The organism is Vibrio sp. TRT 17S01 (assembly GCF_050113695.1).
GTDB lineage: Bacteria > Pseudomonadota > Gammaproteobacteria > Enterobacterales > Vibrionaceae > Vibrio.
Map to the genome: position 1 here is coordinate 52,272 of NZ_JBNJOG010000014.1, position 12,044 is coordinate 64,315.

The window sequence follows — 12,044 nt, forward strand, 5'->3', positions numbered from 1 at the left end:
ATCATGCGCTTTACTGATGTTTTTATAAAACGTCCAGTTTTAGCGGTATCGATCAGCTTTTTGATCGCCTTGCTTGGTTTACAAGCGGTGTTCAAAATGCAGGTTCGTGAATACCCTGAAATGACAAATACCGTCGTGACGGTGACAACCAGTTACTACGGTGCCAGTGCCGACCTTATCCAAGGCTTTATTACTCAGCCATTGGAGCAGGCCGTTGCGCAGGCAGACAATATTGACTACATGACTTCCCAATCGGTGTTGGGTAAATCCACCATCACGGTGAACATGAAGCTCAATACCGATCCGAATGCGGCACTGTCTGACATTCTGGCAAAAACCAACTCGGTACGCTCTCAACTTCCTAAAGAAGCAGAGGACCCTACCGTAACCATGTCGACCGGTGCCACCACCGCAGTACTGTACATTGGCTTTACCAGTGACGAGTTGTCTTCAAGTCAGATCACTGATTACCTTGAACGTGTAATTAACCCACAGCTATTCACCATTAATGGTGTTTCTAAAGTGGACTTATACGGTGGTATGAAATACGCACTTCGCGTTTGGCTAGACCCAGCGAAAATGGCGGCACTCAAACTGACGGCAACAGATGTCATGGGTGTGTTGAATGCCAACAACTACCAGTCAGCAACAGGTCAGGTTACTGGTGAATTCGTGCTCTACAACGGCAGCGCGGATACTCAAGTATCCAACGTGGATGAGCTGAAAAATCTGGTTGTGAAATCAGGTGAAGGCGAAGTGATCCGCTTGGGTGATATCGCTAAAGTGACGTTAGAGAAGAGCCACGACGTTTACCGTGCCAGTGCAAATGGACAAGAAGCGGTTGTTGCTGCCATTAACGCGGCACCAAGTGCCAACCCAATTAACATCGCTGCGGATGTGCTGGATCTGCTCCCTCAACTAGAGCGAAACCTTCCAAGCAACATCAAGATGAACGTGATGTACGACTCAACCATTGCAATCAACGAGTCGATTCACGAAGTTATCAAAACCATCATTGAAGCGGCAGTGATCGTATTGGTGGTGATCACGCTATTCCTTGGTTCATTCCGAGCAGTCGTGATCCCAATTGTTACCATTCCACTCTCACTGATTGGTGTGGCGATGGTGATGCAAGGGATGGGATTCTCTTGGAACCTGATGACACTCCTTGCGATGGTTCTGGCTATCGGCTTGGTGGTGGATGATGCCATCGTGGTACTGGAAAACGTGGACCGTCATTTGAAAGAAGGCGAATCACCATTCCGTGCTGCGATCATTGGTACACGTGAAATTGCCGTTCCTGTTATCGCAATGACATTAACGCTGGGTGCGGTATATGCACCAATCGCATTGATGGGTGGTATCACAGGCTCACTGTTCAAAGAGTTTGCCCTAACCCTTGCCGGTGCGGTATTCGTCTCTGGTATCGTGGCATTAACGCTTTCACCAATGATGTGTTCGAAAATGTTGAAGGCGAATGAAAAGCCAAGCAAATTCGAGCAAAAAGTGCATCATGTACTTGAAGGCATGACCAACCGCTACGAAGGTATGCTACGAGCTGTCATGGCTCATCGCCCTGTCGTCATTGCTTTTGCACTGATCGTATTCGCCTCTCTACCTGTACTGTTTAAGTTCATCCCAAGTGAACTGGCACCTTCAGAAGATAAAGGCGTGGTGGTCTTGATGGGTACCGGTCCATCAAATGCGAACCTTGATTACCTACAAAACACCATGAATGATGTGAACAAGATTCTGTCTGATCAGCCAGAAGTTGAGTTTGCGCAGGTGTTTACTGGTGTGCCTAATTCAAACCAAGCGTTTGGTCTAGCAACCCTCAAGCCGTGGAGTCAACGTGAAGCAAGCCAAGCTGACGTCACTAAACGTGTCGGTGGCTTAGTTTCTGATGTACCAGGCATGGCGGTAACGGCATTCCAGATGCCAGAATTACCAGGTGCGGGTTCTGGTCTACCGATCCAGTTCGTTGTTACCACACCAAACAGCTTTGAAAGCTTGTACACCATCGCAAGCGATATCTTGACCGAAGTGACATCCAGCCCGATGTTCGTCTACTCGGATCTCGACTTGAAATACGACTCTGCGACGATGAAAATCAAGATCGATAAAGACAAAGCGGGTGCTTATGGCGTCACCATGCAAGACATCGGTGTGACATTGGGTACCATGATGGCTGATGGCTACGTTAACCGTATCGACCTTAACGGCCGTTCATACGAAGTGATCCCACAAGTTGAACGTAAGTGGCGTCTAAACCCTGAGTCGATGAAGAACTACTATGTTCGCGCAGCTGATGGTAAAGCCGTTCCTCTGGGCAGCTTGATCACCATTGATGTTGTGGCTGAGCCTCGCTCACTGCCTCACTTCAACCAGCTCAACTCTGCGACTGTCGGTGCCGTTCCTGCACCGGGCACAGCGATGGGTGATGCGATTAACTGGTTTGAGAACATTGCTGAAACCAAACTGCCTACGGGTTACAACCATGACTACATGGGTGAGGCTCGTCAGTTTGTGACTGAAGGTAGTGCGCTATACGCCACATTCGGCCTTGCACTTGCCATCATCTTCTTGGTATTGGCGATTCAGTTTGAATCCATCCGCGATCCAATTGTTATCATGGTTTCAGTACCACTTGCAGTATGTGGTGCCTTGATTGCATTGGCTTGGGGTATGGCAACGATGAACATCTACTCGCAAGTTGGTTTGATCACCCTTGTGGGCCTGATCACCAAGCACGGTATCTTGATCTGTGAAGTCGCTAAAGAAGAGCAGCTCCACAACAAACTATCGCGTATTGATGCGGTAATGGAAGCTGCTAAAGTTCGTCTACGTCCAATCCTAATGACCACAGCGGCGATGATTGCTGGTCTGATCCCACTGATGTACGCAACTGGTGCAGGTGCTGCTCAGCGCTTTAGTATCGGTATTGTTATCGTGGCAGGTCTAGCGATTGGTACCCTATTCACTCTGTTCGTATTGCCAGTGATCTACAGCTACCTTGCTGAGAAACACAAGCCACTACCTGTTTTTGTTGAAGACAAAGATCTGGAAAAGCTAGCACGTGTTGATGAAGCAAAAGCGGCACAGCGCCAAATTGCCGAACAGCAATAATGCGTTAGGACAGCCATAGAACAAAAGGCCACTTCGGTGGCCTTTTTTAATACCGTTAAGATGGCAATGCGTCTCTTTTTTGCTCTTCAAGTAGCGACTTTCCCGTATCAATTACATAGAATGTAGACAAATCGAAAGGAGTTTTAGTCATCATGTTTGACCCAAAGAAACTAGAGCAAATCGCTAAACAAATTCATGACTCAATGCCAGCCCCTGTTAAAGAGCTTGGCGCTGATGTAGACCAAAAAGTTCGTCAGGTAATTCAAGGTCAATTAAACAAATTAGACGTTGTTAGCCGCGAAGAGTTTGATGTGCAAACACAAGTCCTGTTGCGCACTCGCCAAAAGCTGAATGAAATGGAAGCTAAACTGGCAGAGCTGGAAACCAAGCTGGCTGACAAATAACAGAGACTTTAATTAGTACCAAAGAAAAAGGCTTACCCCATTGGAGTAAGCCTTTTATTTAGATGTTGTGTTTTCTTTTGTATTTATTGACCCCAGTCTGTCTGGGGTTCTTTAATTAACCGCCAACGGCAATTCTTTTCATGTCGCTCATGTATGAGCGTAGCTCTTCACCGATGTACTCAACTGGGTGGTTACGAATCGCATCGTTCACAGCAATCAGCGTTGCGTTGTCCACTTGGTTAGAAGCTTCACCTAGGCCTTTACCAATCACATCTGTTGCAATAGATGGCATGAACTTCTCACGCAGTAGCGGTGTTGCAACGTTCGCAAATAGGTAGTTACCGTATTCGGCCGTGTCAGAGATCACCACGTTCATCTCGTATAGACGCTTACGTGCAATGGTGTTTGCAATCAATGGTAGCTCGTGTAGAGACTCGTAGTAAGCCGACTCATCAATGATGCCCGATGCTGTCATCGCTTCAAATGCCAGTTCAACACCAGCACGAACCATCGCAACCATTAGAATGCCGTTATCAAAGTACTCTTGCTCAGCGATCTCTGCATTCGTTTCTGGGTAGTTTTCAAATGCCGTCTCACCCGTTTCTGCACGCCAGCCAAGCAGGTTTGCGTCATCGTTCGCCCAGTCAGCCATCATAGTGCTAGAGAAGTGACCAGTGATGATGTCATCCATGTGCTTGTTGTAAAGTGGACGCATCAGCTCTTTTAGCTCTTCAGAAAGCTCAAACGCTTTAATTTTTGCTGGGTTAGATAGGCGATCCATCATATGAGTGATGCCACCAAACTTCAGTGCTTCAGTGATGGTTTCCCAACCGTATTGCAGCAGTTTACCTGCGTAGCCTGGGTCAATACCGTCTGCAACCATCTTCTCGTAACATACGATAGAACCCGCTTGCAGCATACCACAAAGGATAGTTTGCTCACCCATAAGGTCAGACTTCACCTCAGCAACAAAAGAAGACTCTAGACAGCCAGCACGGTGACCACCTGTACCTGCCGCCCATGCTTTAGCGATATCCCAACCTTCACCTTTTGGATCATTTTCTGGGTGAACAGCAATCAGAGTCGGAACACCAAAGCCACGTTTGTATTCTTCACGAACTTCCGTACCCGGACACTTAGGTGCAACCATCACAACCGTTAGGTCTTTACGGATTTGCATGCCTTCTTCAACCACGTTAAAACCGTGTGAGTAACCCAATGCTGCGCCTTCTTTCATTAGCGGCATTACGGTTTCAACCACGTTAGTGTGCTGTTTGTCTGGCGTAAGGTTGATTACTAGGTCAGCTTGAGGAATTAGCGTTTCATAGCTGCCCACTTCAAAGCCGTTCTCTTTTGCGTTTTTGTAAGATTGACGCTGCTCATCGATCGCAGCTTGACGAAGTGCATACGCAACATCCAAACCTGAATCACGCATGTTCAGACCTTGGTTAAGGCCCTGAGCACCACAACCCACGATAACCACTTTCTTACCTTTCAGGTAATCCGCTTCTGTTGCGAATTCACTGCGGTCCATAAAACGACAACGACCAAGTTGGTCTAGTTGCTGACGAAGGTTTAATGTATTGAAATAGTTAGCCATTGTGGGGCTCTCCTTTAAGAATTTTTCCGTTAGGTCGATATGTCACTATCGAATGACTTGATACTAAAACAGACATTCGGTTGCTTAAAGTGATATATTCACAATTACTTATTGCAATTTTTGCAACACGGATATGACCTATTGATGAACATTAAGAGCCTGCAGTTATTCATTCATTTGTGTGAAAGTAAAAGCTTTGCCCGCACCGCATCAACCATGCACATCAGCCCTTCTGCGCTAAGCCGTCAAATCCAAAAACTGGAGGCTGAAACCCATCAGGTTTTATTTTTACGTGATAACCGCAGCGTAGAGCTAACCCCTGCGGCCAAAAAACTGCTGCCAGTGGCGATGAAAATCCTTGGTGAGTGGCAAAACTACAATGCGCTACTTCAAGGTCATGAGCAGGAATTAAAAGGTGAGATCCGATTGTTTTGCTCTGTCACGGCCAGTTATAGCCACCTGCCTGAGCTGCTCTCTGAATTTCGACTTCAGCATCCTTATATTGAGTTTAAGCTGTCAACGGGAGACCCCGCACAAGCCATAGAAAAAGTGCTGTCCGACCAAGCAGACATCGCCATCTCAGCCCTGCCCGATCAGCTGCCCGCTCGAATTGAATTTGAAACCATCAGTGAAATCCCACTTTCGGTCATCGCCCCCAGTGGTATCAGCAACTTTGCCGAACAACTGCATGCAGAGCAACCTAACTGGAGTACCATTCCTTTTATCGTCCCTGAAGCAGGTACGGCAAGAGAACGCGCCAATACCTGGTTTAAAACCATGAAAATCAAACCCAATATATACGCACAAGTCTCTGGTCATGAGGCGATCGTCAGTATGGTAGCTCTTGGCTGCGGAGTCGGTATTGCGCCAGATGTGGTGATCAATAACAGTCCAGTCAGAGATAAAATTGAACGACTCAAAGTTGCCTCCATTGAACCATTTAAGCTGGGGGTATGCTGCAAACGCTCACAACTGGATAACCCACTCATTCGAGCGCTATGGCAAGTTGCCCAAAGTAAGTTTATCGCGCCATAAGTGACCCAAAATATAAAAAAAGCCACGCGATGCGTGGCTTTTTTAAGTTGGAAAATTGGGCCTAAATCACTCGAGAAAATTGTTGCTGGCGTGCTTTGTCTCGCAGGTACTTATCAAAGCACATACAGATATTGCGGATCAGCAAGCGCCCGCGCAGAGTGACACGAATTTCACTCTCATCCACTTCAACCAGTTGGTCATTGATAAAAGTTTGCAGTAATTCCAAGTCTTGCTTGAAGTAGTGGTTAAACTCGACCTTAAATTCGCGTTCAATCTGAGTTTTATCCAGTTTAAAATTACAAATCAACTGCTTGATCACTTCACGTCGAAGTAAGTCATCACTATCGAGTGATACCCCTTTCCATAAAGCGTGACGTTGCTCATTCACCTGAGCATAGTACTTTTTCAACTCTTTTTGGTTTTGTGCATAAGCATCACCAATCATCGAAATCGCCGACACACCGAATCCAACCAAGTCACATTCACCTTGCGTCGTATAACCTTGGAAATTTCGGTGCAAAATGCCACTGCGCTGAGCAATGGCAAGCTCATCATCTGGCTGAGCAAAATGGTCCATACCGATGAACTGGTAGCCCGCATCCGTCAATGTCGCAATGGTGTATTGTAGGATCGCCATTTTCTCTTCAGCGATAGGCAAATCTTCGTCTTTAATCTTACGCTGCGCTGCAAAAAGCTGAGGCATATGCGCGTAGTTAAAGACAGATAAGCGACCCGGTTGCATCTTCAAAACCTGATCTAAGGTTTCAGCAAATGAAGCTTTGGTTTGTTTTGGCAAGCCGTAAATCAAATCAAGGTTAGTCGAGCGGAACCCCAGCTCTTTAGCACGAGCAACCATCGCAATAATGAAATCTTCATCTTGCTCACGGTTGACCAACTGCTGCACTTCTTTATTAAAATCCTGAACACCAATACTCAGACGGTTAAAGCCCTCACCACGCAGGTGATCCAGCATGTCCAGTTCGATTTCACGTGGGTCCACTTCAATGCTGATCTCAGCGGTCTCTTCAAAAAAGAATTCGCCACGCAGTATCGCCATAATGCGGCTGATCTGCTCTTCAGATAAGAAGGTCGGCGTGCCACCACCAAAATGCAGTTGGGTCACACGACGCCCTTGCAGCAAAGCGGCTCGTGTGCGGATTTCTTGTTCCAGAACATCAAGGTACTCGTCGGCTTTATGCGCATGACGGGTAATGACTTTATTACAACCACAGTAGTAACAAAGCTTATGACAGAACGGGATATGAATATAAAGAGACAGTGGGCGCTCTGGATATGACGTACAAGCCATATCGTAATCGGCAACCGTGAACGCTTCATGGAACTCCACCGCTGTCGGGTATGAGGTGTAGCGAGGACCAGAGTAGTTGTACTTATCAAGCATGGCTTGATCCCATACGATTTGCTGACTAGCGACGACTTGCTGCGACATGGTACTTTTCCGTTTACGACTGATTAAGTTCAATACTAATTATGAACGGCTATTTTGCCACACCGTGTCTGTACACGTCGGCATGGAAAAAGCTTTTTAAGTATAAATGTTCAGAACTGATAACTCGATCACTGGCATCAAATACCAATGATCAAGCTGAGTTAAAGCATTTGGATGTTGATCTGATTGTTCAGAGGCTGAACTTGCTGCTTTAATTGCTGAAGTTCTTCAATGATGGCCTCTTGCAGACGAGACTCTGCTTTATGACGAGTTAAGTTTTGTTGCATGCGCTCTTTCTTGGCTAATGCTTGGCGCTCATCGCCTCGCTCCATATCTTTTACGATATGGTACAGCTCAGAAATAGCCGGATATTGCTTATCAAAATCAACGCGCTCTTCACCTTGAACATAATCCATGATGCAGTAAACACGAATGCTGATTTCTGATAAGTCACATTGCCCTTGAATACCGGCCAGACACAACACCTGAACATTCTCAAAAATGTTGGCATTGCGCTTGTCGATTGCCAGCTTTTGGTGCTGCAACTGCAATTCCTTTTGCTTCTTAAGCTGGAGCAGAAGGTAACCTGCATACGATGCCAAGCCAATAATGATGGCTCCACCAGCAATGGCTAATAAGGTTACATTCATAGCGGCTCGTTACCCTTTAAAATCGTTCAGATCGAGATCTTCAAACTGGGAAAGAAGATCATCATCAGAGGCTACTTTTTTGGCCTTAGCTTTTGGCGCCTCAACCACGTCATCCTCTTCCAGTTCTTCTTCTGGCTCTTCATAGATACCCAACTGTTTCATCAACACTTCAATGCGATTGAGTTTCTCATCGACGTATTTTTGTAAGCCAGAACCTAAGCTTTCACCGTTATCTAAGCGATCAAGCAACACGTTCAACTGAGCGTCATTTTCCAGCATTTCCAGCTCTTTCTCAGCCGATACACGGCGCTCAGCTTTGCTTGGTTTTTTCACTGTCTCAACGATCAGTGGAATTTTCTTTTTGCTGCCCAAGCGCGGATCGCGCTTTTGCTTTGCTTGCAATTCTTTTTGCGCTTTAGCTTCCGAGTTACGGGTACCCGTTTTCAAACCTTTACGCTTTTTATCTTTCTTACGTAAACGACCTTCCACATCAGATTGGGTGCGGTTACGTACAACAATCAGGTCACCATTGCCACCTGATCGGTTTTTCTTTGAACGACTCATTACTGGGCCTTCCTCAGTAAAATTACATCTTTACCAATAAATTCAAGCTCGAGCTGATCCCGCTCTGCCAGATATTCAAATGTAGCGCGGCTAAAAAAGACCACGTGAGTTAAGTCATTTTTGTAATGCCAACGAGCAAATGCCTCTACATCTATGACCATTTTGGTCATCAGACCAATCCAGCCACCTGGCTTAACTAAATTTAACCATTGCTGCCACACGATATCAGGTTGATAGAGATGTTCTATCACCTCGGTAGCAGTCATAAAGTCATACGTTGTTTCTAACACACTGGTATCAGGGTGGTAGTAAATATCGTACAACGCGACGTTGTGTCCCTGCTCTTGCAACATCAAAGAGAGTGTTGGCCCAGGACCACAACCAAAATCTAACCCATGAGAGTTGGCTGCAATGCGCTGAATCAGCGGATCAGCAATCCGGGACAGAAAACGGCGATAGCCTTGGTCACTGGGATCATTTTCATGCAGATCATAGTGCGCTTTTTCCGCCTTTGCATCTAACCGTTGATTTGGATTGACGAACACCAGTTCACAACGCTGACACTGAAGATACTCACGATGTTTATCTTCAAAATAGAATTGCGACTCCTGCGCTCGACATAAAGGGCATGTATGCATACAGACATCCTCAAACAGGGATGCGAAACATACCAGAAACTGACCTTAGAGTGGAGCACTATTGTGCAATTAATCATCGATTCATGAAAAAATTCGTAAACCGGAAGGAATTTCGTGGAGAAGATAGCAAGGAGACAGTAATTGATGGCAGCAGAGCACTGGTTCTAGAGGGATGAACCAATAAAAAAAGCGATGGGAAATCCCCATCGCTTTCTAAATGCCTTTATCAGGCGAAACTGTGTTGTACACACATGTGTACCCCAATAATCCTTTTGTTTTTCGAGCTTTCCCTGCCAAAAAGGTGTCGTTTTCCATCGTCCTGATGAATTTTGGCTTTCCTAATGACGTCCTGTTTACTGGGCTAATCCTTAGCCTGCTCCATTACGCTGTCTAAACCATCAGACAATGTGACCATCCGTATCGGGTTCGCATCCTGCTAACCAAACGTCCATGCGTTCCACACTCAAGCATCCTTTGCTTGCATCCTTGGAAGCCACCTTGGCCTGCTATTCCTTGTTCAGCTCCTTGCCGATGTGTTCACTTTACCGCTTCAGCACTGACAAACAACCTATCGAGCAAATAATTTGTGTTTATTTTATCAACAGCAAACGCATTTCCATTCATTTCAAATAGTTACTTCTTTCTGTACGGAAAGTTTATTGCGAACGAATGGGCGATCTCTTACAAAGTGAATAGACAGTTAGACCCATTCAATGAATTTTTAAGTGTGACTTTGACCGCAAAGTACCATTAGGTTTTGCTTAAAAAGAAAAAGCCTCGGTGAAATACCGAGGCTTTTTCAATACAACATTGCTCGAACGAATAAGAAAACTTAGTGCAGGCCACCAACGTATTTCGACAGTGTTTCAATATCGTCGTCGGTCAGTTTCTTCGCGATATCACGCATCATTGCATTCATATCATTGTTACGAGAACCATCACGGAATTTGAGTAGCTGAGCTTTGATGTAGTCAGCATGCTGACCAGAAATTTTCGGGAAACCTGAGAGCTCAGTACCATCACCACGTGGGCCATGACACGCGATACATGCTGTCAGACCACGTTCCATATCACCAGCGCTGTACAGCACTTTACCTCGTTCAACCACATTTTCAGGTGTGGTGTTATGCGCAAGAGGCAAAGATGCGTAATACGCTGCCAGATCCGCCATGTCCTCTTCTGACAGTGGCATAGCCATACCACTCATCACAGGATCATAACGACCTTGTTTACCGCCACTGGTCATCCCTAATTTCAGGTCTTTCAGCTGCTTCTCAATATATTTAGCATGCTGACCAGCTAAACTAGGATACATAGCGAGTTGACTGTTGCCGTCAGCACCATGGCAGGCAACACACGTTTGGGATTTTGCTTTACCAGCTTCAATACTGCCTTGGGCCCATACAGAGCAGCTGGCTAATAGTGTAAAGATTAGCGCTAATTTCTTCATGACATTCCATTATAATTATCAAGCTTCCGGTACCACTCTGCGTTGCCACTCATGGTACAATAGGCGACCTTATGCCGAGCACGGTTATTTTACACAATTTCACAAAAAAGTAATCAATCGACTACACAAAGTCGAGATGGAGTTAACAGTGAGCGTAAAAATTCATTATCAAAACACTCATTTCATCACTAGTGCACCTGACATTCGTCACTTGCCAGAGGATGAAGGTATCGAAGTTGCGTTCGCGGGACGCTCCAATGCGGGTAAGTCTAGCTCTCTTAACCGACTGACGAACCAAAAGAACTTAGCTAAGACATCCAAGACACCCGGCCGAACTCAGCTTATTAACCTGTTTAAAGTGACAGAAGGCTGCCATATCGTCGATCTTCCTGGATATGGCTTCGCGCAAGTACCACTAGAAATGAAGAAAAAGTGGCAAAAATCTCTCGGTGAATACCTGCAAAAGCGCCAATGCCTAAAGGGGTTGGTGGTCCTAATGGATATTCGTCATCCAATGAAGGATCTCGACCAGCAGCTGATTTACTGGGCCGTCGATAGTGGTATTCCCGTTCAGGTCTTGCTCACCAAAGCAGATAAGCTAAAAAGTGGTGCTCGCAAAGCTCAAGTGTTAAAAATTCGTGAATCAGCACTCGCTTTTGGTGGCGATGTTAATGTTGCTGCTTTCTCGTCTTTGAAAGGGCTTGGTGTTGATGTACTGCGCAACAAACTCGACGAATGGTTCGCTCCAGCACTTGCGATGACACTTACGGAAGAAATCGTTGAAGAGCAACACGCTGACGACGAACAAGAGTAAACATCCTGTAATAAATCATCAGCCCTGCCCCAGTGCAGGGCTTTTTTGTCTCTCACATATAAAAATCCCCACCTTTCTAGGCGGGGAAACGGGAGAGAAATAGGAGGTAATTATTATTATGTCGATAAGCATTCACCAATGCGCTTTTGTTTGCAACCAGAGCCACACCATAATACAACCTATCAAGCAGATATAGATAACCTTAAATTTCAATAACTTAAATTACATCAATGGATAAATTCGTCGTTACTTCACTTCTTGAAATAACAAAAGTGTGAATGATAGAGAATTACAAAATTGGTTTTGCTTACAA

The 12,044-nt window shown here is 45.6% G+C and carries 10 protein-coding genes; 4 read left to right on the forward strand and 6 right to left on the reverse strand.

Annotation, left to right across the window (positions count from 1 at the left end; genetic code table 11):
* Positions 1-3: 3 nt before the first annotated feature.
* Both vmeD and ubiK read left to right on the forward strand, forming a co-directional pair.
* Positions 4-3,126: a multidrug efflux RND transporter permease subunit VmeD gene (gene vmeD / locus ACQEXS_RS18110; RefSeq protein ID WP_427014755.1), complete on the forward strand. Its 3,123-nt coding sequence runs from the start codon at positions 4-6 to the stop codon at positions 3,124-3,126.
* 152 nt (positions 3,127-3,278) lie between these two features.
* Positions 3,279-3,530 (forward strand): ubiquinone biosynthesis accessory factor UbiK, encoded by a 252-nt coding sequence (gene ubiK / locus ACQEXS_RS18115; RefSeq protein WP_367987627.1) that lies wholly within the window; start codon positions 3,279-3,281, stop codon positions 3,528-3,530.
* A gap of 115 nt (positions 3,531-3,645) precedes the next feature.
* On the opposite strand, the gene ilvC is transcribed toward ubiK, so the two are convergent.
* Entirely contained in the window at positions 3,646-5,130 is a 1,485-nt protein-coding gene (gene ilvC / locus ACQEXS_RS18120) for a ketol-acid reductoisomerase (RefSeq protein ID WP_427014756.1), read from the reverse strand.
* 144 nt (positions 5,131-5,274) lie between these two features.
* Between ilvC and ilvY the strand changes: the two genes are divergently transcribed.
* Positions 5,275-6,165, forward strand: coding sequence for an HTH-type transcriptional activator IlvY (gene ilvY, locus ACQEXS_RS18125; protein WP_367987629.1), 891 nt, complete (start codon positions 5,275-5,277; stop codon positions 6,163-6,165).
* A gap of 61 nt (positions 6,166-6,226) precedes the next feature.
* Here ilvY and hemN read toward each other — a convergent pair whose 3' ends face one another.
* The 5 genes from hemN to ACQEXS_RS18150 form a co-directional block, all read right to left on the reverse strand.
* A complete protein-coding gene (hemN, locus tag ACQEXS_RS18130) occupies positions 6,227-7,615 on the reverse strand; it encodes an oxygen-independent coproporphyrinogen III oxidase (RefSeq protein WP_367987630.1) in 1,389 nt (462 codons plus the stop codon).
* 161 nt (positions 7,616-7,776) lie between these two features.
* On the reverse strand, positions 7,777-8,265 hold the full coding sequence (locus ACQEXS_RS18135) for a DUF2489 domain-containing protein (protein WP_367987631.1): 489 nt from the start codon (positions 8,263-8,265) through the stop codon (positions 7,777-7,779).
* A 9-nt stretch (positions 8,266-8,274) separates the two neighbouring features.
* A complete protein-coding gene (gene yihI / locus ACQEXS_RS18140; RefSeq protein ID WP_427014757.1) occupies positions 8,275-8,829 on the reverse strand; it encodes a Der GTPase-activating protein YihI in 555 nt (184 codons plus the stop codon).
* On the reverse strand, positions 8,829-9,467 hold the full coding sequence (locus tag ACQEXS_RS18145; RefSeq protein ID WP_427014758.1) for a class I SAM-dependent methyltransferase: 639 nt from the start codon (positions 9,465-9,467) through the stop codon (positions 8,829-8,831). Before ACQEXS_RS18145 ends, yihI begins: the two co-directional genes overlap by 1 nt.
* Positions 9,468-10,299: 832 nt before the next feature.
* Entirely contained in the window at positions 10,300-10,917 is a 618-nt protein-coding gene (locus ACQEXS_RS18150) for a c-type cytochrome (protein WP_367987634.1), read from the reverse strand.
* A gap of 148 nt (positions 10,918-11,065) precedes the next feature.
* On the opposite strand from ACQEXS_RS18150, the gene yihA reads away from it, so the two are divergent.
* On the forward strand, positions 11,066-11,731 hold the full coding sequence (gene yihA, locus ACQEXS_RS18155; protein WP_427014759.1) for a ribosome biogenesis GTP-binding protein YihA/YsxC: 666 nt from the start codon (positions 11,066-11,068) through the stop codon (positions 11,729-11,731).
* The last annotated feature ends 313 nt before the right edge of the window (positions 11,732-12,044 follow it).

Coding starts and splice junctions, on each gene's coding strand:
- vmeD (WP_427014755.1), top strand. CDS start 4: ATGCGCTTTACTGATGTTTTTATAAAACGTCCAGTTTTAGCGGTATCG.
- ubiK (WP_367987627.1), top strand. CDS start 3,279: ATGTTTGACCCAAAGAAACTAGAGCAAATCGCTAAACAAATTCATGAC.
- ilvC (WP_427014756.1), bottom strand. CDS start 5,130: ATGGCTAACTATTTCAATACATTAAACCTTCGTCAGCAACTAGACCAA.
- ilvY (WP_367987629.1), top strand. CDS start 5,275: ATGAACATTAAGAGCCTGCAGTTATTCATTCATTTGTGTGAAAGTAAA.
- hemN (WP_367987630.1), bottom strand. CDS start 7,615: ATGTCGCAGCAAGTCGTCGCTAGTCAGCAAATCGTATGGGATCAAGCC.
- ACQEXS_RS18135 (WP_367987631.1), bottom strand. CDS start 8,265: ATGAATGTAACCTTATTAGCCATTGCTGGTGGAGCCATCATTATTGGC.
- yihI (WP_427014757.1), bottom strand. CDS start 8,829: ATGAGTCGTTCAAAGAAAAACCGATCAGGTGGCAATGGTGACCTGATT.
- ACQEXS_RS18145 (WP_427014758.1), bottom strand. CDS start 9,467: ATGCATACATGCCCTTTATGTCGAGCGCAGGAGTCGCAATTCTATTTT.
- ACQEXS_RS18150 (WP_367987634.1), bottom strand. CDS start 10,917: ATGAAGAAATTAGCGCTAATCTTTACACTATTAGCCAGCTGCTCTGTA.